This window comes from Bradyrhizobium sp. CAR08 (assembly GCF_052871955.1).
Genome location: NZ_JBIXJX010000022.1, coordinates 47,884 through 70,008, shown reverse-complemented (window position 1 = coordinate 70,008; position 22,125 = coordinate 47,884). Strand labels below are relative to the sequence as shown.

24 protein-coding genes are annotated in these 22,125 nt (G+C 62.4%); 6 read left to right on the top strand and 18 right to left on the bottom strand.

The window, feature by feature from the left end; translation table 11 throughout:
• Positions 1–55 precede the first annotated feature (55 nt).
• The 8 genes from ACIPUD_RS33435 to ACIPUD_RS33400 form a co-directional block, all read right to left on the bottom strand.
• Entirely contained in the window at positions 56–892 is an 837-nt protein-coding gene (locus ACIPUD_RS33435; protein ID WP_446482340.1) for a lytic transglycosylase domain-containing protein, read from the bottom strand.
• On the bottom strand, positions 889–1,401 hold the full coding sequence (locus ACIPUD_RS33430; protein ID WP_446482339.1) for a S26 family signal peptidase: 513 nt from the start codon (positions 1,399–1,401) through the stop codon (positions 889–891). Before ACIPUD_RS33430 ends, ACIPUD_RS33435 begins: the two co-directional genes overlap by 4 nt.
• Positions 1,398–1,862: a DUF2840 domain-containing protein gene (locus tag ACIPUD_RS33425; RefSeq protein ID WP_446482338.1), complete on the bottom strand. Its 465-nt coding sequence runs from the start codon at positions 1,860–1,862 to the stop codon at positions 1,398–1,400. Before ACIPUD_RS33425 ends, ACIPUD_RS33430 begins: the two co-directional genes overlap by 4 nt.
• A 289-nt stretch (positions 1,863–2,151) precedes the next feature.
• Positions 2,152–3,033, bottom strand: a complete 882-nt coding sequence (locus ACIPUD_RS33420; RefSeq protein WP_446482356.1) for a replication initiator protein A — start codon at positions 3,031–3,033, stop codon at positions 2,152–2,154.
• A gap of 21 nt (positions 3,034–3,054) precedes the next feature.
• Entirely contained in the window at positions 3,055–3,336 is a 282-nt protein-coding gene (locus tag ACIPUD_RS33415; RefSeq protein WP_317245985.1) for a helix-turn-helix transcriptional regulator, read from the bottom strand.
• Positions 3,337–3,467: 131 nt separating this feature from the next.
• Positions 3,468–3,860: a DUF2285 domain-containing protein gene (locus tag ACIPUD_RS33410; protein WP_446482355.1), complete on the bottom strand. Its 393-nt coding sequence runs from the start codon at positions 3,858–3,860 to the stop codon at positions 3,468–3,470.
• Positions 3,861–4,047: 187 nt separating this feature from the next.
• Complete coding sequence (locus tag ACIPUD_RS33405; protein ID WP_446482337.1) at positions 4,048–4,242, bottom strand: transcriptional regulator domain-containing protein; 195 nt, start codon at positions 4,240–4,242, stop codon at positions 4,048–4,050.
• A 163-nt stretch (positions 4,243–4,405) separates the two neighbouring features.
• Positions 4,406–4,678 (bottom strand): hypothetical protein, encoded by a 273-nt coding sequence (locus ACIPUD_RS33400; protein ID WP_018454790.1) that lies wholly within the window; start codon positions 4,676–4,678, stop codon positions 4,406–4,408.
• Between the two features lie 101 nt (positions 4,679–4,779).
• Between ACIPUD_RS33400 and ACIPUD_RS33395 the strand changes: the two genes are divergently transcribed.
• Positions 4,780–5,061 carry a helix-turn-helix domain-containing protein gene (locus ACIPUD_RS33395; RefSeq protein ID WP_083926382.1) on the top strand — a complete coding sequence of 94 codons (282 nt, stop codon included), beginning with the start codon at positions 4,780–4,782 and terminating at the stop codon, positions 5,059–5,061.
• 77 nt (positions 5,062–5,138) lie between these two features.
• On the opposite strand, the gene ACIPUD_RS33390 is transcribed toward ACIPUD_RS33395, so the two are convergent.
• From ACIPUD_RS33390 to ACIPUD_RS33360, 7 genes are all read right to left on the bottom strand, one after another.
• The gene (locus ACIPUD_RS33390) at positions 5,139–5,519 is read right to left on the bottom strand and encodes a GNAT family N-acetyltransferase (RefSeq protein WP_446482354.1); all 381 of its coding nucleotides are present in this window, start codon (positions 5,517–5,519) and stop codon (positions 5,139–5,141) included.
• A gap of 362 nt (positions 5,520–5,881) precedes the next feature.
• Positions 5,882–6,202: a DUF736 domain-containing protein gene (locus ACIPUD_RS33385; protein ID WP_018454792.1), complete on the bottom strand. Its 321-nt coding sequence runs from the start codon at positions 6,200–6,202 to the stop codon at positions 5,882–5,884.
• 654 nt (positions 6,203–6,856) lie between these two features.
• Positions 6,857–7,237, bottom strand: coding sequence for a hypothetical protein (locus ACIPUD_RS33380; protein WP_446482336.1), 381 nt, complete (start codon positions 7,235–7,237; stop codon positions 6,857–6,859).
• A gap of 134 nt (positions 7,238–7,371) precedes the next feature.
• Complete coding sequence (locus ACIPUD_RS33375; RefSeq protein ID WP_446482335.1) at positions 7,372–8,295, bottom strand: DUF2493 domain-containing protein; 924 nt, start codon at positions 8,293–8,295, stop codon at positions 7,372–7,374.
• A 330-nt stretch (positions 8,296–8,625) separates the two neighbouring features.
• The gene (locus ACIPUD_RS33370) at positions 8,626–9,687 is read right to left on the bottom strand and encodes a DUF7146 domain-containing protein (protein ID WP_446482334.1); all 1,062 of its coding nucleotides are present in this window, start codon (positions 9,685–9,687) and stop codon (positions 8,626–8,628) included.
• A complete protein-coding gene (locus ACIPUD_RS33365) occupies positions 9,687–9,929 on the bottom strand; it encodes a hypothetical protein (protein ID WP_085394633.1) in 243 nt (80 codons plus the stop codon). Before ACIPUD_RS33365 ends, ACIPUD_RS33370 begins: the two co-directional genes overlap by 1 nt.
• Positions 9,930–10,037: 108 nt before the next feature.
• Positions 10,038–10,988, bottom strand: a complete 951-nt coding sequence (locus tag ACIPUD_RS33360) for an ArdC family protein (RefSeq protein ID WP_446482333.1) — start codon at positions 10,986–10,988, stop codon at positions 10,038–10,040.
• Between the two features lie 1,420 nt (positions 10,989–12,408).
• Here ACIPUD_RS33360 and ACIPUD_RS33355 point away from each other — a divergent pair.
• Complete coding sequence (locus ACIPUD_RS33355; protein WP_446482332.1) at positions 12,409–13,710, top strand: hypothetical protein; 1,302 nt, start codon at positions 12,409–12,411, stop codon at positions 13,708–13,710.
• 48 nt (positions 13,711–13,758) lie between these two features.
• Here the strand turns inward: ACIPUD_RS33355 and ACIPUD_RS33350 are convergent, their stop codons facing one another.
• Entirely contained in the window at positions 13,759–14,541 is a 783-nt protein-coding gene (locus tag ACIPUD_RS33350) for an enoyl-CoA hydratase/isomerase family protein (RefSeq protein ID WP_247441450.1), read from the bottom strand.
• A 138-nt stretch (positions 14,542–14,679) separates the two neighbouring features.
• Positions 14,680–16,770, bottom strand: coding sequence for a molybdopterin-dependent oxidoreductase (locus ACIPUD_RS33345; protein ID WP_446482331.1), 2,091 nt, complete (start codon positions 16,768–16,770; stop codon positions 14,680–14,682).
• A gap of 234 nt (positions 16,771–17,004) precedes the next feature.
• Here ACIPUD_RS33345 and ACIPUD_RS33340 point away from each other — a divergent pair, with 234 nt between their 5' ends.
• From ACIPUD_RS33340 to ACIPUD_RS33325, 4 genes are read left to right on the top strand one after another with little or no spacing between them, the layout of a single operon-like run.
• Positions 17,005–17,979 carry a tripartite tricarboxylate transporter substrate binding protein gene (locus ACIPUD_RS33340; RefSeq protein WP_446482330.1) on the top strand — a complete coding sequence of 325 codons (975 nt, stop codon included), beginning with the start codon at positions 17,005–17,007 and terminating at the stop codon, positions 17,977–17,979.
• Positions 17,980–17,994: 15 nt separating this feature from the next.
• Positions 17,995–18,465 carry a (2Fe-2S)-binding protein gene (locus ACIPUD_RS33335; RefSeq protein ID WP_446482329.1) on the top strand — a complete coding sequence of 157 codons (471 nt, stop codon included), beginning with the start codon at positions 17,995–17,997 and terminating at the stop codon, positions 18,463–18,465.
• Positions 18,462–20,597, top strand: coding sequence for a molybdopterin cofactor-binding domain-containing protein (locus tag ACIPUD_RS33330; protein WP_446482328.1), 2,136 nt, complete (start codon positions 18,462–18,464; stop codon positions 20,595–20,597). Before ACIPUD_RS33335 ends, ACIPUD_RS33330 begins: the two co-directional genes overlap by 4 nt.
• Positions 20,594–21,292: a molybdate ABC transporter substrate-binding protein gene (locus ACIPUD_RS33325; RefSeq protein ID WP_446482327.1), complete on the top strand. Its 699-nt coding sequence runs from the start codon at positions 20,594–20,596 to the stop codon at positions 21,290–21,292. Before ACIPUD_RS33330 ends, ACIPUD_RS33325 begins: the two co-directional genes overlap by 4 nt.
• 10 nt (positions 21,293–21,302) lie before the next feature.
• Here ACIPUD_RS33325 and ACIPUD_RS33320 read toward each other — a convergent pair whose 3' ends face one another.
• A complete protein-coding gene (locus tag ACIPUD_RS33320) occupies positions 21,303–22,109 on the bottom strand; it encodes an SDR family NAD(P)-dependent oxidoreductase (RefSeq protein WP_085360076.1) in 807 nt (268 codons plus the stop codon).
• Positions 22,110–22,125: the final 16 nt, after the last annotated feature.

Below are 22,125 nucleotides of genomic sequence, written 5' to 3'. Positions count from 1 at the left end.
GCACGTACCACTTGCCCGGTGAGGCACGCTAAGGCTTGCGAACCCGAAAACTTGGTCATTGCGATACTCCCGCATCCGATCGACGGACGAACACGCCAATATGCCGCGGGACCATGGGCGAAACATCGGGCGCCGGGATTGCGGTCCTGACACCGCTCGACGGCACAAGCGCCCGCAACCGATCCCGCGTTTTCATGAGATCGGATCGCGTGACGAACAGCGTCGCAGCTGCTGATGACTGTCCGCTGGACGTCCACCTTGGCGGTAGTTCGATGGCAAGCAGATTGGCAAGCTTTGCGAGGTATGCGTGCGTCTCGTCTGGCAAAGAGCCGCCTGCGAGATGCTCTTCATAGCGAGCTGGTCCCGCATTGTACGCGGCAAACACGCCAGGCGAGCCATAGCGATCAAGCAGTTCGCGCAAGTAAGCCGTGCCGGCCAGAATGTTGTCGTGCGGGTCGTAGGGGTCGTTCCCGAGATTGTAGCGCTCGCGAAGTTCCGCCCAGGTCGCCGGCATGATTTGCATCAGGCCCATTGCGCCTTTTGGCGATCTGGCGTGCACGTCACCGGCACTCTCGATGCCTTGGACTGACCGGATCCAGTTCGGCGCAATCGCAAAGCGTTGTGAGGCTTCATTGATGAAGCCGGCAAAGGAGTGAGCGGCCTGACTGATCGCCGGCTGGGCGGCTGATCCGCTCTGGGCCAAAGCAGCACCGCCACACGCGGTCAGAAGAAGCATCAGGGGCACGACAGTAGGAACGCGCTTGCCCAACCGACCCAAGCACGCGGTTAGGCTCGCGCCAGCCTTGCGGACATCGACCGCGACGGAGGAATGATCCCGCAATCGATCGAACAAGGGAATGGCAAGGAGAACACGTCGAAGACGCACGATCACCCCTCCCACGTCCACACCGGGAGCGCACGGCCGATCACCGCAGACCCCGGAAGAAATCCAAAATACCGGCCGTCAAGAGACTCGTCGGACTGCCAATTCATGAGAAAGAGCTCGCCGTCGCCGACGACGTGACAGCCCTGCCATTTCGGCAGCGGCCTGCCCCGTCTGTCGTGATCTTTCGCCTCGCCGACCGCCACGTCGTCGACCGAAATCGTGAGGCCGGTTCTGCAAACACTCTGCCCCGGAAGGGCAAGCACGCGCTTCAGCATGGGGACGCCAATGGGCAAATAGCCGTTAAGGTCGAGGAAGGTCGCGAGCGGCTCCAGCGGCTGCACGGCGACCAGTTCAGTGACTTGGAATCGGTCCGCCTTTCGGAGGCGGTAGAGACCGACCGGCACGCTCGTGGATGCGTTCCAGATGTAAAGCGGAAGCGGCTCCAGGACGACCGTCGCGGTCAGCGCAGCAGCGACCCCAGCCGTTACGGCCAGCATCATGAGGCGGCCCGTCATCGCATCACCTTTTGGCGATGAAGCCAGGCCTGATGGCGCGCTTTCGTATACGAGCGCGGGTTTTCGTTGACGGACAGGCGGTTATGAACGTGATGCCAATGATCGGGAGCTACGTCGGCGGGATCGATGCCGAGTGCTTCTACGGCGTCAATCATTTGCAACACGCGCTCGACCTTCGGCCAGCTTGACAGGCGCAGCAGAATCTCGCCGCCGGGTGTCACATATGGTACCGTCGAGCAGCGCTGTCCCGCTGCAACCGCGCGCAAGATGTCGATGCGCGAAATGATCGTGCCGAAGTCGTTGGAGGTCCAACGGACGAAGGCAAAGATGCTGCCGGGCGCAAACGACAGGACTCGGCGGTGACGATCAAGCTTCCGCTCCTTGACGATACGACCGAACCGAATGCGGTTTTCGATGCGCTTCTCAAGCCACAGCACTTCTACTTCGGTAAGGTCGCTCATGCCGCCACTCCCTGACGCTGGAGCTGGCGGCCGTGAGCTTGGTGCTCGGTCGAGAGTGTGTATGGCCTGCAAAGGCAAGCTGGCTTGTCGGACTGCCGTTGCCGAGCGTTGCCAACGCGACTTTCGGCCTGTTCCGTTAGAAGAAATCCGAAGGATTTCCGGTTAGTAAAGTTAGAGCGGCTGCAAAGCGCAGGGAAACAAGTACTTATGCTTGATTCCGGTCCTCGATAGCACGAGGATCGGGTCCCCGATAGCGCGAGGGTTGCGGTCCTCGATAGCACGAGCTGATTCACAGGTTGTCCTCCGAATTTGGAATGAGTCCGCGCCGGCGCAGGCGTGCCGTTAAGGGAGCAACGAGCGTGGGCACGAAGTTCAGCCGCTCGGCACCGTTCGGGTCGCGCGTGAGCACGAGCTGATAGCCGGGCAATGTCTGACGCTCGACGATCTGGCGTATGTCGTAAGCAAAGTGCTTGAGCGGCGAGAGGGTGCCGGACTTGCCGTGGAGATGCACAAGGTCAAAGCTCCAGCCGCCGTCCTGCCGGGCACCGTGCTTGCGCACGAGGCGGTAGAGCCAGCGCTCAAGCCCGGCCGTCAGATGGAAATAGGCGCGGTCGATCGTCAGCACGAGTGCGTCATCAATAACGCCGGCGTAGAACCAATCCGGCAGGATCAGCTCGAGCCCAAATGGACGACCATTTGCATCGGCCGTCTCCTTCCACTCGTTGATCCAGGAGAAGCGGTGTCGCCGTCGTTCTGCCGGCTGACGGATCGAGGTCAGCACGGTCGTTGACTGAAGTCTGTCAAGACCAGCCTTCAAGCGGTCATAGTCACGTGCGCTGGTGCCGCGGCCAACAAACGTCAGAATTTCGTAAGGCATTGCAGCCATCAGGCGCGACGTCTTCAGGCCGGCGTCACGGGCTTCGACGATCTGGGAAGCAGCCCAGATGAGAACGTCTGCATCCCAAATCGTTGCCATGCCGTGCTCCGCCACGGCTTCGACACGAATTGCGATCGCACCGGCACGGAAATCGATCGGTACAATCCGCTTCGTTTTTGCAAGCGAGAAGAACGGGTAAGCCATGAGATCCTGCGCATCGCGGGGCGCGAGATCGCCGGGCAGCGCCCGAAAGAGTTCCAGCTGGTCGGGCTCGGAATGTTGTTTGCGCCGCATGGTCACTGCTCTCGCCCGCGATCAGCGACGTTCCTGGCCCGCATATGGGCGCAGCACCGGATGCTTCCTGGCCGGCAGCACGGTCCCCTTCCCGGGGTCAGACGTCGATGTCTTCGCGCCCAGGTCAGCCCAGGCTTTCAGATCGTCCAGAGCGTAGACGACGCGCCCGCCGATCTTCCGATACGTCGGCCCGGTGCCGTACGTGCGGTGCTTCTCGAGCGTGCGACCGGAGAGGCCAAGGTAGCGCGCAGCCTCCGGTGTTCGCAGGAATCGCGGAGGTAGACCGGTCATCGGATCGGGCATTTGAGAACTCCAAGAGGACAGCGCACCGCGGATGGCGGCGCCGGCGTGCGTGCGGTCATCATGGAGAAGTGCGATGTCGAAGGGGGATGCCGAAAATTGAGGGGGCGATTTTCGGCCACCCAGGAAGGGCGCTACTCGACCCTGCGCCTGGGCCGAAGCAGCTTGCGATAGCCTCCGCGCACAAATGCGAGGCCGCTTTGTACAAGGCGACGGGTTCGGCTGCGCAGATCGTGTGTTTTCCAGCCACGATCCGATATGCGCGGCTTGCCAAACAGAGCTTCTGCGATGCTGCGATAAGTCGCGCCGGCGAGATACGCCGCGGCCGCGCGAAGGGCTGCGCATAGTCGTTCGCGCCGCTGTTTGGGCACGCGATGAAACGGAGCCCCTGGCGCGCGTCCATTCATCGCGCGCCACAGCCGCGTAGCGGCATGCGCACGCGCGTCGAAATCGCCGTCAAATGGCAACTCGGCCGCATAGCGAGCGCCTGCGGTCAGCGGCTGTTTCGACCAGATGCGATGCTCCACCGAACCGATTTGCAGCACGGCGTGCCAGCCGTCAGCGGCACGGCGCACCTGACCAGATGCAAGATCAAGCGGCGCCTGGGGCGTTGGGCTTGGACCAGACGCTGAAGCGGTTACAGTGACCGGGACGACGGTCGGGAGAACCTCGGGCGCCCAAAAGATTGTCTGCTCATGGAACGACCTCTGCGGGTCATGAGCGAAAGCAGAGGCCCCACCTCCTCCTGAACTCCTCGGTCACCGCGCCATCTGAGTTGTTAGCGATGATCGCCTCGTAGTCACGTTGGTAGTCCACGTTCATACGAAGGCCTACCCAGGCGATTTCAGTGATCTCAGCGTTCTCTAGGCTCTTAAACGAATCCGGCGATCGCCAGTCGAATTCAGCCATTGCTTCCGCCATTGCACGTAAGTAACAACGATTGCGGCGCAATACTTATGAAATATGGGGTTGTGGGAAGCCCCTCGTTTGGCACCACGTGGTGCACGAGAATGACCACCGGTTAGCGGGGGAAAAACGTTCTGGCTGCGAGCCTGTAGTCGGCGATTCTTTTCTATTTTGAGCCAGTACCGCGTAAGAGGCGTCCCTGCTCCGTCACCCATTTGGCGCGCGCAAGATGACTCTGATATGCGCTCTGCGCGCGTTCCGGCTCTCGCTCCGGATCGATATGCAAGACCATTCGAGCGACCTCACGCCAGTCCGCCCCCTCGCCCTCCGCCTGTAGAAGGCGAATGTACGTGACGACATGCTGTTCGTCATAGGCCGTCAGCACCGGCTCATGCGGGGCAACATCCGCGATATCGGGATCTAACGGCGGGCCACTCATAACTTGATTCACAGCATTCGATTGAAACGCGAGATCAAACTATCCGAATAGATCGGTTATAGCCAGTGGTTTGATGGTCTACACAGTGGCTGCTTTTGCGCATGAAAGCTCGTGCGCTCGTGGCCTGGAATGTCCGCCGAATACGCGTCCATCGCGGTATTCCGCAAGAGCAATTGGCATATGATGCTGGGATTGATCGCTCATATATGAGCGGCTTGGAGCGACAAACCGAGAATCCAACCATTGATCTACTGGAGCGACTGGCGGAAACGCTAGATGTTCGGCTGTCAGAATTCTTTCTTGAGCCGCCTAAGGGAGCCTCCACGCCAAAGCCGTTAGCCAAGGGCCGGAAACGGATTCGACCTAGCCCTAAGAGCAAGTAGTTGCTGCATGCTGACTCGGCTCTGATCTATTCAGAGCGCAATAGGAGGCGAACGGCGCCCACCGCGCAAGTATGTGGCTAGAGATCGAACGTAAGCCTGGGCAGCAGTCTGCCAGGTATGGAGCCGGACGGAACCTCCCCGGTGGCACGTGCTCCCAATCTACTATAGAACGGCGCCGCGTCGGGATCGGCCTCAATAACCATTTGGGTTGCGCCCTCGTCCCTGGAGACCTCCGCTGCCCAAGCAAAGAGGATTCTCCCTGTGCCACTTCGGAGTGCGTGCGGCTCGATGAAGAGCTTCAGCAATTCAGCTTCTCCGGAACTCACTTTGACCTGCACAACTCCAACAATTTCTCCATTCTCTTCGGCAACAGCGACTTGGGTCTCTTCAAGATCGCGCCGACTGAGAGATAGCTCCCTCCGACACGCTTCCAGAAACGCTTGATCATAGCCCCACACAGCCTTGGACCTGAGGCAAAGATCCGAGAGGCCTGCCAGCTCATCGACACATGGTCTTCGGACGATCAACTAAGACAATCCCTGTTCGTTCGAGCAGGCGCCAGCATATCACTTTCCGTGGCAGTTAGGTTAAAACGATCCACTTCGATCTGGACTCGACGAAGCGTCGTGTCGATGGCGCGTCCGTGTTCGCCTTAGGCCAAGCGAGCGCCGCATACAGACATGCGTCACCACGGCCGATCCGATTGACGGATTCTGCCGTGGCGCATCAGGGTGGCGCGCCTAAAACGCCGTTCTCGACGGACGGAGCAGGCATTGTGAGAAGCCCCGCCCGGTGGACCGGACGGGGCTTGGCGGAGCGTCTACTCGCCGTTCTTGCGCGGCCGCGACCAGAGCAAGGTGTAGCCTTCGCCGCCTTCATCATCGAACAGGTTCGCGTAGATCGGTGCGTTGAACGAGGGATCATCGAGCTTGAGCGAGAGGTAATCGCGGCCCTCTTCGGAGCGCTTCGACCAGGCTGCCCCAATCTCGGCCCTGCCCACGTAGATGCGGTGGCTGGGAGCGTTGTCGTTGGATCGGTTGGTCTCGGCGACGATACGGACGCCCTTGGCTTGCAGGCTCAGGGTGACGATCTCGCCCTGGAAATCGTTGCCAACCTTCTTGAAAGAACCGATGTTAGCCATGTCACTTCTCCTGTTGTGTTTCGAGCCCGCGACCACCGCGGCGTCGATGGCGATCGAGAGGCCGAGGACGATCGGCGACGCACCCGCTCGCGGGCCGGAGCGCAGCGGAGGACGCCGTTGTTGCGACTTTCTTGCCTCGCGAGGAATGGGCGCAAGCCCAGGGGAAGAAAGTCGCATCAACGGCGTTGCGGCTCAGACGATCGAGGCGCAGCCGGTCTTCGGCCAGATCAAGCCATCAAAGAGGCCACGTGCGTCCGCGTGCTGAACCGCAACCTTGGGAGAAGATTTGGCGAATCTCGATTGTGCAGAACAAGAGGTCGGTACGGTTCGCCGCACAAAGAGAAACAATCTGCCGCAAAGGACGGTATCGTCTCGGAACGAATGATCGAGCGCGGCGCGCCGCTCCACGCAACTATGTGGATCAGACAGAGATTGCTACGGCTTGCTTAGAGCGCTCCGACGAGAAGTGCGGTTACCTCTCGCTCAAGCTCGACGCCCCCTCGTTCAACGTGGTGCCCTGTGCGGTCTTGCTCGGCCGATGATGGCGACGAAGCCTCACCACTCGTGCGTCGCTGCTGGAAGAACTGGGCGAGCCGTATTCTCCAGCACCCCGACCACTCCGACGGGCGGGTTCGCGAAAACAGTCAAACGCGCCTATGCCGTGCCGCTGATGCAAGCGGCGCCCAAACAAGCGAAGACGTGGCGCCAAGCCGACGACGGCACACCGATCTGCGATAGGGCGAACACCACATGATAGCCGGCGATTGCCGCAGGGACCGCGAATACGGTTGCGATGGCGACGCGCAAGGCCAAGGACCGAAAAAAGGCAACGGCGACCCGACCAGCGGCAAGCGTCAGCGCGCCCGAAGCAACTCCAATAAGCAGTGCGCCGAAGACGCCCGCGCCATCGCGAAATGCCAAAGTCCCGATACTGAGTGCGACGAAAAACGGCAAAGCGTACACCGCGAGCGCAAAGATCGCCCAGGAAAAAAAACCGATACCGAGTGTGTTGAGAACAAGCCCAAAGGCAAGCATGGTGGTGGCTCCATGTGCATGGATTTATCAATCGCGCCTTCCACCACCAGCACGGCGCAGTTTTGGATGTAAAAACGAAACGAGGCGGAGTTGCAGCGTGCAACTCCACCTTGGCGTCTTCGAGGCGACGGCGCTCATGCGCCGCCGAACTTCCAGACGGGAATGCCGAGCCGCTTCGCCTTGTCGGCGAGATTGTCCTGAATTCCCGTGCCCGGGAAATGCATGACGCCGATTGGCAGGAGTTCGAGCATGGCGTCGTTGCGCTTGAAGGGGGCAGCCTTGGCATGTTTCGTCCAGTCAGGCTTGAAGGCGATCTGAGGTACCTTGCGGGTGGTCGCCCATTTGGAGGCGATCAGTTCGGCACCCTTGGGCGAGCCGCCATGGAGCAGGACCATGTCGGGATGCTTGACGTGAACCTTGTCGAGACGATCCCAGATCAGATGATGGTCATTGAAGTCGAGCCCACCGGTGAGTGCAATTTTCGGTCCTGGTGGCAACATGACCTCGGTCTCGGAACGACGCTTGGCGGCGATGAAGTCGCGGGAGTCGATCATTGCTGCGGTGAGGGTTCGGTGATTGACCAATGATCCCGACCGAGGACGCCAAGCTGAGCCGGTGTGGACCTCAAATCGCTCGATGGCCTGATCCTGGAACAGTTCCAGGCAGTTGCGGCGCTCGATCAGGGTGAGCCCTTCGGCCGTCAGGCGCTCGAGTTCGACCGACCGCACTTCCGAGCCATTCTGCTCGCGCTGGCTCTTATGCTGCGCCTGTTCGTTGTTATCGAGCTGCCGTTCGATGCGGTCGAGGGCACGATGGAACAGGTTGACAGTCGACCAGAGCAGATCGTCAAGGTCCGGCTCAAGTCGCGTGTCGTTCAGGGTCGCAACCAGGGCATCAAAGATGTCCGCTATGGCGCCGACGATCATCTTGCCCTCCGGGAGCGGTCTTGGATCGGGTTGGTCGTCGAAGGGTCGATAGCCGAACAGCTGTAATTCAGTGAGGATGTGGTCGGTCGGGGAAGAGGCGTGCGGCATTTCGATGTCGTCATCGTCGGTCATGGGAAGAGGTCCTTTGCCGGATCGGCCGCGACCATCGCGGTCTTCGTGGCGATCCTCTGACGGCGGGCGGACCGGGCCAGAACCCGACAGGGCCGAAGCGGCAGCGGAGGATGGCGGAGGCCGGCTATTTTGCTTCGCGATGCAAAGCGCGCGGCCAACTGCATGATGTGTCTTCACATCGCTGGCGCGCGGCGGAAAATAGCCGGACGCAGCCATTGCCGGCCCGAGCCGGCTGCCGTCCGATCGCCCTCTAGAAGGCCGAGGTCGCGTCCTCTTCCGGTATTGGCCTCGCCTATGACCGGCCCATCAACGTCGATCAAAGACCGGGAGCTATTCCGCGGCCACGATCGACGAATGCAGGAAGCGAACGACATCCTCTGGCGCAAGCTGAAACCGCAGCGCTGCTCGGAGGGCCTGGAGACCGAAGACTTGCAGATCTTCGTTGAAGTCGCCCATCCGGGGCGACAGCACGACCACTTCAATGCCGGCGTCTGCTGCGCGCTGGCTGAGAGTTGCCACCACCGCACCACCGGCGGCATCGGCATCGCGCGCAATGTAGAGCCGGCGCAGGCTAGGCGCCAGCGTCATGGCGGAAAGGTGATTAGCCGAAAGCGCGGCCGCCATCGGCATAGTCGGCAGCAGGTAGCGTAGCGAAAGCATGGTCTCGATACCTTCGCCGGCAGCGAGCACGTCATCCGCCAGGCCGAACCGAACGGCGTTACCGAGCAGATCGCCCATCGCGCGTCGTGGGGTATCGATCGGAGCCTTACCGAGCCGCACGCGATCAAAGCCGTCCGGATCGAGCCAGGTGCGGTGCACGCCGGTGATCCGACCATCGAGATCCGTGACGCCGGCAATCATTGCCGGCCAGGTTTCGGTCGGCAGATGGTCGTCCGGCCGATAGTAGCAGCGTGGATGGAAGCGCAGACTGCCGCCATGGTGGATGCGGGTTATGCCGCGGCCCTGCAAATAAGCCTCGGCAATGGTCCCCTCGATCGGGCGGGATATCGCAAAGAGCCGACGGGCGGCTTCCTGCGATCCGGGCGGTACGACTGAGGGAATAGGTCTTGGGGCCGGCTTCTGCTCAGAGCGAGGCAGGTTCAAAAAGCGCCTCGCCTCCTCGGCGACCTCACGAAAGTCTCGCAAAGCCAGCGTTTCGCGGATGATGTCGAGGAGATCACCATGCGCGCCGGTTGCGGCATCGGTCCACTTGCCCGCCGCTCCCTTCGGCGATTCCTGGAGCCGTACAAACAATGAGCGGCCCGGGTTGTTGTGGACGTCGCCGACCACCCAATACCGCCCCGCCCGCTTGCCATTGGAGAGATAGTGTCGGCATACCGCCTCCGCCTCTCGCGCGAGGCGGCGTGCCAGTTCGCAAGGTTGGCGGGACATCAGGCCGCCTCCTGCCAAAGGACACCTTCGGCTGGATGCCGATCGCGTACCTTCGACAGCATCTCTATGCCACTTGCGACCGTTCGCACGAACATGCGGAGATTACAGAAGATGATCTCTCCAAAGTGCCCGTAACCTCGCAAGATCTTGCGCATCTTGGCATGGGATCCCGACACTTCGATGTGCTTTCCACGGGTCACTCCGACATCGGCCGACGTGATCTTTTGGACAGCTTTTGGCATGCTGATTCTCCACGACGGGCAGCCGGGAGCCTCTCTCTCGGCCTCCAACCCGTCACGGAAACGACCCTGCCCCTCTTACTCTTGTGCCCGCGGCCACCGAGCAGAGCCTTACGTCGCCTGCTGGTCCTCCCTCGGCATGTCGCCGACGGGTTCTGGGAGAAAGCCAAGCAGATAATCGGCAACCTTGCTGGCCTTGGAAGCAGCCCGGACAATGGCACGTTTGTCCTCGCGCAAGACTTCAAGCCATGAGCCGATATAGTCGGCATGCCGCACCGTCGGCACGATGCCGAGCGAGGCGCAACTGAACGCAGACGAGATTTCCGCAACCAGCTCCTCAAAGGCATACTTCTTGGTACCGTAGCTGCCTGACAGGTCACGGTTGAGACGCGATGGATGGCCACTGGCATGCGCCAGCTCGTGGAGGGCCGTTCGATGCCAATTGATTGGTTCAAAATAGGCCTGCGGAGGCGGCACCTGCACATAATCTTCCGTCGGCATATAGAAGGCACGGTTGCCGCCGATGCGGAAGTCGATGCCGGTCGCCTTGATCAGGTATTCGACCTGCGGCTCGATCAGGCCTGGCGGCGGAGGCGGCGCCGTTGTTGCGATCTCTGGAGGCAGGCCGCCGCATTGATCGCTGTTGAAGACTGTGAACTGCTTGAGTAACGGAATAGCCTGAGCTTCCTCTCCGGCCTCATGTGCGCGGCGCTTTTCGCAGGCAGGCACAAAGCGGTCGGCATAGACGACGGTCGTGCCGCGCTCGCCCTTGCGGACGTGGCCACCGAGCGACAGCGCCTGGCGGAAGGTAAGCCAGCTCTGCCCTGTAAATCCCTGTTCGGTCACAGCACCCCATAGAATTAAAATGTTTATGCCGCTGTATTGGCGGCCGGACGCCGCACTCTTCGGCAAGGCCAGAGGCCCCTTCGCCGCCGCGGTGCCCCAAGGCTGCACCCACGGGACTCGGCCAGCCTCCAACTCGGCGATAATCTTGTTGGTGATGTCGTCGTAAAGGTTGGCCCGGTCCTTACCGATGCGCGCGTGAGGATAATGTCTGGACATCGCGGGTCTCCGCGACGGGGACCGCGAGCCTCTCTCGCAGCCTGTAACCCGTCATGGCAAAACCCGGCCGACACTCTGACTCTCTCCTCCTACTTGAGAGAATGCGAAATCTGTGACGCAGCCCGTCTTGCATCGTATCTTCATGGGAATTGAGTTGAGCTGCCGGGCCGCAGGCCCCACGAGGCGTGCGCCAGGGCGTATCGCCCTATGGAAAATGGCACCCGGAGAGCGTGAGCATAGCGACCCGAAGGGGCACGCGGGTCCGAGTGCAGCGACGAGACCGGTTCAATAGCGGCACCCGGGAACGGGGCAGTGATAGCGATCGCCGCAAGGCGAGCCCCTTTTCCGAGTGCCCCCGGCGAGGAGCTCCGCTATCCCTGCGCGAGGGATCGAAGCCGGATGGCCGAGACGCAGCGCGGCTCGGTTCACAAGAGCCCGTTGCGGCGCAGCCGCGCGCGCGCAAACGGGAGAACTCGCCAGGGCTTGACCAGAGGACCTCGTTTCGTCGCTTGAATTCGTCGGCGCGTCGAAAAGTCTTTTAGTCCTATTTACCCATCCAGGCGCAGTTCGGGCTGCATTCTGCCTTGCATCGTCCATCCGGCTCAAGCGCATCACGAGAGGCTTGCGGCTCACGGATATCTGCAACTATCAGTCCCAGTACGTGAGCAATTGAACCATTCGAGCAATGGCCAGCCGAGCAGTGCTCAGCCCAGCAACCATAGCCTGCTTAGTCCAACCCGCACGTTCAAATTCCGACGCTCGAAAGCGATCCGAAGGCTTCGATACAAGTCTCCCATCGGACTGTCGGATTGACTATTGATCTATCATCCACAGCAGCTGCCTGCCGGATACCGGCCCTGCCAACGGAGCGCCGCAACTGTTCCCTTGTTCTTTCGCGAGCAACATTGGGCTTTCTTGGAGAACTGCACACCAAAGGCTTCCTTTTCGCGCGCCAATCCGGCCTTTTCCCGCCCGGCCGCGCTTCGCAGTGGAGGAGGAAACTCTTTGGCCGTAAAACTCCGCTTAGTCCGCGATCCGAACTCTCGCTCGCCAACCAGGGGCGAAGAGCAATCTGGATCGACCAGATCCCGTCACGTTCGTCAGTGAAATCAGCACATGTACACCACGGGCATTCAGCAGTGAGATCAAACCGCCTAGTCTCGTCGCACACCGCACTACCTGCCCGCTACCCTCTCGCTGGAACCTGGCCCACGATGATGAGAGCGGACATGGCTGCCGCTTACCTTGACTTTGGAGACACAAGCGAACTCATGCGCGCGATCAGCCGAGGAGATTCCCCCCCGCCAATCGGCTTTCGCGGAACAGGGCGCCTGCGTCAGCCAGTTTGGTCAAAAGCGACCATGGATCACTTCGCAGCATCTATCGGAAAGGGAGATCTTAAGGAGGAGGAGGATCTTTTATGCCTGGTGTGATATCGCTTGAAACGGCACCGCGCCTGCCCCGTTATTGTCGCCGCAAAATATTGGCGAAGAATAGAATAGCCTACTATTTTGCACCCCCAACCTGGGCCCGTCGACAGGGCTGCGATTTAAACCCTGAAGCTCTAGGCTGCGATTACGCAAGTGCCGTCGAGCGGGTAGAGAAAGTCCTCCTGCCGGCGTTCGACAGTTGGCACTCACGGGGTCTAAGCGACATCATGCCGGCGACTATCGAACCCGGCACGTTCGATTGGCTCGTCGGCGTCTTCCAAGCTCACCAGAAGTGGACAGAAATCGAAAGCACTACACAGCGGCACTACACAAAAAGTCTCGCACTGTTCGCCAATCACGAGCTGAAAGATGGAAGTCGCGTTGGGTCTAAGCAGCTTTCCGATTTCACCAAAGCGTTCGTCGACGCAGTTTATGGAAAACTATTGGTCGTGACGAAAGTCAACAACAGTGGAGAGGTCGTCGTTCGCGAGCGCCGTCGCTATGTAACTATGGCTATGGGGGCCTGTCGCCGTGCTTGGTTCGTTGGTCAGCGTGCTCAAGAAAGGATCGTACCAGCGACCAACCCGTTTTCCCGGATGGGATTAAAATCTCATCCGCCTGGGCAGCCGATACGGCCCACACCGACCGCAACCTGGGATGAGCTCGTCGCCTTCAGAGCCGCCGCGATAAAGCTTGATTACCGCTCGATTGCAACAGCTGCTTTGTTGTCATGGGAGTGGCTGCAACGAGAGCAGCACGTGTTCGGCGCCTTCGACGTTTCGCATTATCGACCCCGCGAGCGGCCAAATAGCGTCAGAATCGTGCATCCGAAGAATGGAGAGGAGGCCTGGTGGCCGCTATCGGACGAAACCGGCACCCCTCTCTTTCCTGAACTCATGGAGGAACTCGACGAGATCAAGAGGACCACCCTCTCCGGTCTGGTATTCCGTCGTGATCATGCGCATCGTCAGTCGGCAATCCCGCTCCCATGGATTACCCCACGCAAGGATCTCCGCTATCTCCGTAGTGTGGTAAAAACCATCATCACAGAGGCTGGCCTACGTCAGGAGCTTTCTTTTAGGTCTTTCCGACACGGAGGATTTACCGAGGGCGCCGACAGCGATCTCACGGATGCAGAGTTGCGCGCGGCTGGTCGTCATAGATCAAGTCGCCAACTGCCAACCTACGCCAAGCGTACGGCCAGGCAGTTAATCATTGCCACAAAAAAGCGTCGCGAAGAGCGGACAAGATCTCTCCTTATCCGGCTAAACGCCAATCTCCCGTCGGAATAAAGGCACGTCGGCCTATGGCAGAACCGATGAATACGCTGAAAGAATCGCCTATTTTCCTGTCCACACTGGTTTGCGCTTCTCGCTGAACGCTTTCAGCCCTTCCTTGGCATCCTCGGTCATGGCAAGCAGCGCGATCTGGCTTTCGGTGTAGGCGATGCTCTCGTCGAACGACATCGAGGCGATGGCGCGCATCGCGTATTTGCCGCGACGGATCGCGGTCGGGGATTTGTCGACGATGCGGCCGATCAGCCAGTCGACCTTGGCATCCAGCTCGGCCGTGGGCACGACGTAGTTCAGCAGGCCTGCTGCCAATGCCGCTTTCGCGTCGAACGGCTCGCCGGTCAACGCCCATTCGTTGACGAGGCGCGGTGGCGCGATCGACTGCAACAGGCTCAACACCTGCATCGGGAACACGCCGACCTTCACTTCCGGCAGGCCGAAGATGACGTGATCGGCGGCCACGGCCATGTCGGTCATGCAGAGCAGGCCCATGCCGCCTGCCATGCAGACGCCACTGAGGCGCGCAATCGCGGGCTTGGTCGCGTTCTGCGACAAACGCAGCAGATCGGCATAGTCGACATTCGGCTTCGAATGATCCATCGCGAAGGCCGCGCCGGAGTTCTGCAGATCCGCGCCGGCGCAGAACGCCTTGTCGCCAGCGCCCGTCAGCACGATGATTCGGACATCCTTGTCGTCATGCGCGTCGCGATAGCCGCGCGTGATGCCGGCGATGACCTCGCCATTCAGCGCATTGCGTTTCTCGGGCCGGTTGATGGTGATCCAGAGCGCCTGCCCGCGCTTCTCGGTGATCACGGCTGTGGTGTCGGTCATGGCGCGCTCGCTTCCTTGGGCTCTCCGTTTTGCAGCCATTTGCGGCAGCTCGGGCCAAAGGTGCAAGGGCAATTTGCGGCGCGGCGCCGCTTTAGCGTCTCGACACAAACTGTAACGCGATCGAAGGCATGTTGCGGATCAGGCCGCCACCGCTTTCCTGATCCAGACCTTGTTGTCGTGGAAAGCGGCGCCGCCGATCGGCGCGATGGTGTCCGCGCCCGTCAGCATGTTGATGCCGCGGTTACCGATATGGTTCTTGTTGGGATGAACGGACTCCGCGATCAGCACGCCCCGGCGCACGCCCTCGAACAGCGTGGCGATCAGCGTTGTCTCGCCGCGGGTGTTGCCGAGCGTCACGGCGTCGCCATGGGCGATGTCGAGCGCGGCCGCATCCAGGGGATGGATCATCACGCTCGCCTTGCCCTCGCGCGCCTGGGAGGACGGCGTCTCGTTGAAGGTGGTGTTGAGGAAGCTGCGCGACGGGCTCGTGGCAAGCCGGAACGGATGGGCCTGGTCGGAATGCTCGATCACGGCCCAATGGTCCGGCAGAGACGGCATCTTGTCGAAGTCACCCATCGTCTGGCCGAACGGCGGATGCGCCCAATCCGCTTTGAAATGGAATTTCCTGTCGGCATGGGCGAAGCCGTCGAGATAATGCGACGTGCGGAAGTCCGGCTGCAGGTCGCGCCAGAGATCGGCTTCGAGGCCGGCAATGTCGCCGTGGTCGCTCAGCTTCAGCGTCGCGTCGATCAACTCACGCGGCGTCAGCTCGAACCCTGGATGCCTGGCGCTAAGCCGCGGCGCCAGCGCCTGCAAAACCTCGTGGTTGGAGCGGCACTCGCCGGGCGGGTCGATCAGCTTCGGGCCGACCGAGATGTGCTGGTGCCCGCCACCGTAATAGAGATCGTCATGCTCCATGAACATCGTCGCCGGCAGCACGATGTCGGCCATCTCGGCCGTCTCGGTCATGAACTGCTCGTGCACCGCGACGAACAGATCCTCGCGCGCAAACCCCTGCCGCACCAGTGCCTGTTCCGGTGCCACCGTCATCGGGTTTGTGTTCTGGATCAGCAGCGCCTTGACCGGACCCTTGCCGTGCAGAGCCTTGGAATCGCCGGTCAGGATGCGGCCGATCTGCGACTGGTCGAGCGCGCGGATGGTCGGGTCGATGGCGTCGTGGCCTTCGATGATGGATTCGTTGAAGTGCCACAGCGCGTAATTGTTGAAGAAGGCGCCGCCGCCTTCATATTGCCAGGCGCCGGTCACCGCGGGAATGCAGTTTGCAGCATGCATCTGCGCCGCGCCGTTGCGCGAGCGGGTGAAGCCGTAGCCGAGCCGGAAGAAGGTCCGCTTGGTCTCGCCGACCAATCTGGCAAAAGCCTCGATCTCCGCCACCGGCACGCCCGAGATCGCCGACGCCCATTCGGCCGTGCGCGTCTTCAGATGCGCCTCGAGCTCATCAGGGCAGTCGGTGTACTTGTCCATATAGGCGCGATCGGCATAGCCGTCGCGGAACAGGACGTGCATCACGCCGCAGGCGAACGCGCCGTCGGTGCCGGGCCGCAGGATGATCTTGATATCCGCCTGCTTCATGGTCTCGTTGTCGTAGATGTCGACGGCCGCGATCTTGGCGCCACGCTCCTTCCGGGCACGGGCGGCGTGCGTCATCACGTTGACCTGCGTGTTGACGGGGTTGGTGCCCCAGATCACCACCAGATCGGACAGCGCCATCTCGCGCGGATCGACGCCGGCGATCTTGCCGGTGCCGATCGCGAACCCGATGCGGCCGACATTGGCGCAGATGGTCTGATAGAACCGCGAATATTTCTTCACATGGGTGAGGCGGTTGAGACCGTCGCGCATCACCAGCCCCATTGTGCCGGCGTAATAATAGGGCCAGATTGACTCCGCGCCGAATTCGCGCTCGGCCTGGTTGAAGCGATCCGCAATCTCGTCCAGCGCCTCGTCCCAGCTGATCCGCGCGAACTGACCGGAGCCCTTCGGCCCGGTGCGGCGCATCGGATAGGTCACCCGATCGGGGTGATGGATGCGCTCGGCATAACGGGCGACCTTGGCGCAGACCACGCCGGCCGTATAGGTCTGCTTTTTCGAACCGCGGACACGACCGATGCTGCGCCCCTCGACCACCTCGATGTCGAGGGCACAGGCCGACGGGCAATCATGCGGACAGGTCGAATGGCGGATTTCGATCTTGGCGTGCTGGTTCATGTCCAATTTGGTAACACCAAAATACCTGTCAGCCGAGGGTATTTATCCGGCAACGCCCATGCGATTTGCTCAGACCGCGTGCGCCGCCGGTTCCTGCCGCGACCGCGAAGAGCGGCGCCGCCACACCGAAAACCGTCGGATATTCCAGGCAGCATCGGCCTTGTGAGGCGTCGACAGTCCGCCTTCCCTGCCGCTACAGTGCCGGCCAACAAGAACGACATCAGGGAGGTGGGTGTGACGGCCCGACAATTCACGCTGGCGCTGGCCGCCGGCCTGCTCAGCGCCTTCTCCGCGACCCCGTCCCTGGCGCAGGACTATCCCAACCATTCGGTCCGGATCGTCGTGCCCTTCGGCGCCGGCGGGCCGGCCGATGTCGCGGCCCGGCAGATCGGCAATGCGCTCCAGGAGAGTTTTGGCCAGCCCCTCGTGATCGAGAACCGCACCGGCGCGGGCGGCGTCATCGGCACGGTCGAAGCGGCGAAGTCGCCCGCCGACGGCTACACGCTGTTGATGATGTCCAACACCCAGACCGCGAACGAATCCCTGCTGACGCCGGACAAGCGCAAATACGAGCTGATGCGCGACCTCGCGCCGATCGCGCCGGTGAACGCTTCCGATCTCGTCATCGTGGTGAACCCGCAAGTTCCAGCGAAGACGCTGCAGGAGTTCGTCGCGCTCGCCAAGTCGCAGCCGGGCAAATTGAACTACGCCTCCTCCGGCCAGGGCACGCCCTATCACATGGCCGGCGAACTGTTCAAAGCGATGGCCGGCATCGATCTCGTCCATGTCCCCTACCGCAACAGTGGCGAGGCCCGCAGTGGCGTGATCGGCGGGCAGGTGCAGATGATGATCGATGCGGTGCCGGCAATGGCGCCGAACATCGGCGAGAATCAGGTCCGCGCGCTCGCGACCACCGGCAAGCAGCGCTCAGCCGTGCTGCCGAATGTGCCGACAGCGATCGAGGCGGGTGTCGCAGGCTATGAAGCCACGATCTGGCTCGGCCTGATGGCTCCGGCCGGCACGCCGAAACCCGTGATCGACAAGCTCAATGCCGCCGTGAACGCAATGGTGAAGCGTCCCGACATCGTCAAGCTCTGGACTGCGCAGGGCGCGGTGCCCATGTCGATGACGCCGGAGCAATTCGACAAATTCCTGCGCGGCGACATCGAGAAATGGGCCGATGTCGTCAAGAAGTTCGACAAGTCCTGAGGCCGTAGCGCGACAATGCCGACCATTCAGTTCCAGCTCAACGGCACGGCGACGGCCGTCGAGACCGATCCGGATCAGACGCTGCTGGATGTGCTGCGCGGCCGGCTCGGCGTCACAAGTCCGCATTTCGGCTGCGGGGCCGGCGAGTGCGGCGCTTGCCATGTCATGGTCGGTGATCGCGCGATGGCCTCCTGCGACATGCCGATGTGGTCGGTCGCCAACAAGGAGGTCGTCACGGTGGAAGGCCTCGGCACCGCGGAGCAACCGCATCCGCTGCAACGCGCCTTTATCTCCGAGCAGGCGATGCAATGCGGCTATTGCGTATCAGGAATCCTGATCAGCGCGGCGGCGCTGCTGAAGCGCAATCCGTCGCCGACGGAGGCCGAGGTGAGAGCCGCGCTCGATCGCAATCTGTGCCGCTGCGGATCGCACAACCGCATAGTCCGGGCCGTGTTGCGGGCGGCCGCGGAGATGGCGACATCATGAATGTGCCGTCCCCTGCCCCGACACTGCCGGTCAGCCTTGCGGCCAATCCCAAGCTGTCATCCTGGGTGAAGCTCATCGGCGAGGGCCGTGTGGCGATCTCGCCCGGCAAGGTCGAGATCGGACAGGGCATCGTCACGGCCCTGGCGCAGATCGCAGCCGACGAGCTCGACGTCGATATTGGCCGCATCGAGATGATCCGCGCCTCCACGGTGGCGAGCCCGAACGAGGGCGTCACCTCGGGCAGCCTTTCGATCCAGCAGTCCGGCCGCGCGCTGCGCCACGCCTGTGCCGAGGTCCGCCAGCGCTTCCTCGCCGCGGCATCCGAACGTCTCGGCGTCGATGCATCGCTGCTCGAGATCGATGACGGCACGATCTCGGGCCCCGGCAATGTCAGGACCAGCTATTGGGAGTTGGCCTGCGACGTTTCGCTCGACCGCGACGCCAATGCGGGCGCGACGGCGAAGATTGTCGCCAAGCGCACTGTGGCCGGACATTCGGTCCAGCGTTTCGACATTCCCGACAAGGTGTTGGCACGGGCGCGCTTTATCCATGACTGTCCGCTGCCGGACTTGCTGCACGGACGCGTGCTGCGGCCGGACATCTCGGGCGCCAGGCTGATCGCGCTCGACGAGACGGCGACGAGAGCCGTTCCCGGCCTCGTCGCGATCGTCCGCGATGGCGGTTTTTCCGGCGTGGTCGCCGACAGCGAGGCAGCGGCGGAAGCCGCGCTGAAAGCCTTGCGCAAGGGCGGGACATGGTCGGCCGGCGAGCCGCTGCCCGATGAAAATGATCTGGCCGGGTTCTTGAAGAGCCAGCCGGTCGAGACCACCGTGATCGATGTCCGGACGACTGCGGCAACGATAAAGGAGGCTGCTCGCACCCTCCGCCGGCAATACATCCGTCCCTACATCGCGCATGCCTCGATCGCGCCATCCTGTGCGATGGCCCGATGGGACGGTGACCGCGTCCACGTGTGGACGCACAGCCAGGGCGTCTACCTGCTGCGCGCTGATCTTGCGATCGTGCTCGAGCTGCCGGCAGAAAACATCGTGGTCGAGCACATGGAAGGCGCGGGCTGCTACGGACACAATGCCGCTGACGATGTCGCGCTGGATGCCGTGCTGCTGGCGAAGGCTGCCGGCGGCCGTCCGGTGCGGGTGCAATGGTCACGCTACGACGAAATGTCGCAGGCGCCGTTTGGCGCGGCGATGGCGATCGAGATCGAGGCCGATCTCGATGCGGACAACGAGATCGTCGGTTGGCGCCATGCGATCTGGAGCAACGGCCACGCGGCGCGGCCGGGGCGCGCGGCGCAGCCCGCGCTGCTCGCCGCAACCGAGATTACGAACCCCTACCCGCGCTTCATCTCGACCAATCCGCCCCCAGCCAATGGCGGCGGCGGCGACCGCAACTCCGTTCCGCTCTACGACCTCCCGTCCTGGACGGTCACGAGCCACCGGCTGCTGACGATGCCGGTGCGGACCTCGGCGCTGCGCACACTCGGCGGACAAGGCAATGTGTTCGCCATCGAGTCCCTGCTCGACGAGGTCGCCGCCCTGCGCGGCGAAGACCCGATCGCGTTCCGCTTGCGCCATCTGCGCGACGAACGCGCGAAGGACGTCATCCGGGCCGCGGCACGACGCGCGCAGTGGAAACCGCAAAAGAAGTCCGGCATCGGTCATGGCGTCGGCTTCGCCCGCTACAAGAACATGGGGGCCTATTGCGCCGCCATTGCGGAGGTCGAAGGCACTGAAGACATCCGCGTCAAGCGGCTGACGCTGGCGGTCGATGTCGGCGAGGCCATCAACCCGGACGGCGTCATCAACCAGATCGAGGGCGGCGCGATCCAGGCGACGAGCTGGGTGCTGAAGGAGCGCGTCCGCTTCGACCGCACGCGCGTCACATCGACGTCCTGGACCGACTATCCGATCCTCACCTTCAGCGAGGTGCCAATGGTGGATGTCGAGATCGTGCAGCGGCCGGAGATCGAGCCCGTCGGCGCCGGCGAGGCCGCCCACGGCCCGGTGACGGCAGCGATCGCAAATGCCGTTTACGATTGCCTCGGCGTGCGCGTGCGCGACCTGCCGATCACCCGCGACAAGATCATTGCAGCCATGGAGCTGGCATCGTGACGACACTGAGCATTTTGAGCGGAGGCGCGGCGCAAGGCCTGGTGCGCGGCCTCAGCGATCCCTTCAAGACGCAGACCGGCTTCGGCATCGACGGCGAGTTCGGCGCGGTCGGCATCATGGCCGACAAGCTGCGCGCGGGGACGGCGGCCGATCTGGTGATCCTGACGCAGGCGCTGCTTGCAAAGCTTGCCGAAGAGCAGCTCGTCAGTCCCGCCTCGATCTCGGATGTCGGGCGAGTCGAAACCGCGCTGGCGGTCCGCAGCCGCGATCCCAGGGTGACAGTGAAGACTGAAGCCGATCTGCGCGAAGTACTGCGCAGCGCCGATGCGATCTACGTCCCGGACACGAAAGCCTCGACCGCCGGACAGCATGTCGCAAAGGTCCTGGATCAGCTCGGCATCGCCTACGAGGTCGCCTCGCACCTCAAGATCTTTTCCAACGGCGCGACCGCGATGCGGGAGCTTGCGGCATCCAGCGCCGCGCATCCGATCGGCTGCACCCAGGCCACCGAAATCATCGCGACCGACGGCATCGCACTGTCAGGAGCGCTGCCGCCGGGCTGCGAGCTCGTGACGATGTACACGGCCGGCGTGACCACGCGGGCCGCACATCCGCAAGAGGCGGCCGCGCTGATCGCGTTGCTGACAGGCGCAAACCGCAAGGATCTGCGCCAGCGCGCCGGCTTTACAGGCTAGGTAACCCGCCCTAGGTGTGCAACTGGGTGAGGCCGGTCGGCGGCCCGTCGACGGCAGTCCAGCCGCCATCGACGAACAGCGTGCTGCCGCTGACATAGCTCGCGGCGTCCGAGGCCAGATAGGCGACGGCGGTCGCGACCTCGTCGGCGCTGCTCCAGCGGTTGAACACGGTGTGACCGGCGTAGAGATTGTAGATGTCGGGACGCTGCTTGAACGGGCCCGTCAACGCGGTCTCGGCGATGCTCGGCGCGATCGCGTTGACCCGCACGCCGGAGCGTCCGACCTCGGAGGCAAAGCCCTTCACCAGCAGGCCGATGGCCGCCTTGGTCGAGCCGTAGACGCCGAGGCCGGGCTCGATGGTCACCGCCCGCACCGAGGAGCAAGCGATGATGCTGCCGCCCTTCTGCTCGACCATGATGCGGCCGAAGGCCTGGAAGAACCAGACCGTGCCCTTGATATTGAGGTTGAGGACGCGGTCGAGATCCTCCTCGGTGTAATCGAGGATGGTCTTGCGGATGTTGAGCCCGGGCGTCGTCACCGCGATGTCGAGGCGCGAAAATTTCTGCATCACGGTCTTGGCCAGCGCATTGACGTCCGCAGCGCTCGCGGCGTCACACGCAGCCGCCTCGGCCCAGCCGCCCTTCTCACGAATGCCGGCGGCAGTTGCTTCGGCGGCGTCAATCGCGCGATCGGCGCAGACGACACGGGCGCCGAGCCCGGCCAGCGCCTCGGCCGACGACTTGCCGATGCCCGAGGCGGCGCCGAGCACCACGGCCGTCTTGCCGGTGAGATCGAAGAGCTTGCGATAGTCAGTCACGGATAGATTCTCCTGT

Excerpts from the sequence above, each read along its gene's own strand:
- ACIPUD_RS33380 (WP_446482336.1), bottom strand. The coding sequence starts at position 7,237 with ATGCTTGCCTTTGGGCTTGTTCTCAACACACTCGGTATCGGTTTTTTT.
- ACIPUD_RS33430 (WP_446482339.1), bottom strand. The coding sequence starts at position 1,401 with ATGACGGGCCGCCTCATGATGCTGGCCGTAACGGCTGGGGTCGCTGCT.
- ACIPUD_RS33415 (WP_317245985.1), bottom strand. The coding sequence starts at position 3,336 with ATGCCCGATCCGATGACCGGTCTACCTCCGCGATTCCTGCGAACACCG.
- ACIPUD_RS33405 (WP_446482337.1), bottom strand. The coding sequence starts at position 4,242 with ATGGCTGAATTCGACTGGCGATCGCCGGATTCGTTTAAGAGCCTAGAG.
- ACIPUD_RS33425 (WP_446482338.1), bottom strand. The coding sequence starts at position 1,862 with ATGAGCGACCTTACCGAAGTAGAAGTGCTGTGGCTTGAGAAGCGCATC.
- ACIPUD_RS33420 (WP_446482356.1), bottom strand. The coding sequence starts at position 3,033 with ATGCGGCGCAAACAACATTCCGAGCCCGACCAGCTGGAACTCTTTCGG.
- ACIPUD_RS33330 (WP_446482328.1), top strand. The coding sequence starts at position 18,462 with ATGAATGTGCCGTCCCCTGCCCCGACACTGCCGGTCAGCCTTGCGGCC.
- ACIPUD_RS33370 (WP_446482334.1), bottom strand. The coding sequence starts at position 9,687 with ATGTCCCGCCAACCTTGCGAACTGGCACGCCGCCTCGCGCGAGAGGCG.
- ACIPUD_RS33365 (WP_085394633.1), bottom strand. The coding sequence starts at position 9,929 with ATGCCAAAAGCTGTCCAAAAGATCACGTCGGCCGATGTCGGAGTGACC.
- ACIPUD_RS33345 (WP_446482331.1), bottom strand. The coding sequence starts at position 16,770 with ATGAACCAGCACGCCAAGATCGAAATCCGCCATTCGACCTGTCCGCAT.
- ACIPUD_RS33335 (WP_446482329.1), top strand. The coding sequence starts at position 17,995 with ATGCCGACCATTCAGTTCCAGCTCAACGGCACGGCGACGGCCGTCGAG.
- ACIPUD_RS33350 (WP_247441450.1), bottom strand. The coding sequence starts at position 14,541 with ATGACCGACACCACAGCCGTGATCACCGAGAAGCGCGGGCAGGCGCTC.
- ACIPUD_RS33375 (WP_446482335.1), bottom strand. The coding sequence starts at position 8,295 with ATGACCGACGATGACGACATCGAAATGCCGCACGCCTCTTCCCCGACC.
- ACIPUD_RS33355 (WP_446482332.1), top strand. The coding sequence starts at position 12,409 with ATGCCTGGTGTGATATCGCTTGAAACGGCACCGCGCCTGCCCCGTTAT.
- ACIPUD_RS33400 (WP_018454790.1), bottom strand. The coding sequence starts at position 4,678 with ATGAGTGGCCCGCCGTTAGATCCCGATATCGCGGATGTTGCCCCGCAT.
- ACIPUD_RS33360 (WP_446482333.1), bottom strand. The coding sequence starts at position 10,988 with ATGTCCAGACATTATCCTCACGCGCGCATCGGTAAGGACCGGGCCAAC.
- ACIPUD_RS33395 (WP_083926382.1), top strand. The coding sequence starts at position 4,780 with ATGAAAGCTCGTGCGCTCGTGGCCTGGAATGTCCGCCGAATACGCGTC.
- ACIPUD_RS33385 (WP_018454792.1), bottom strand. The coding sequence starts at position 6,202 with ATGGCTAACATCGGTTCTTTCAAGAAGGTTGGCAACGATTTCCAGGGC.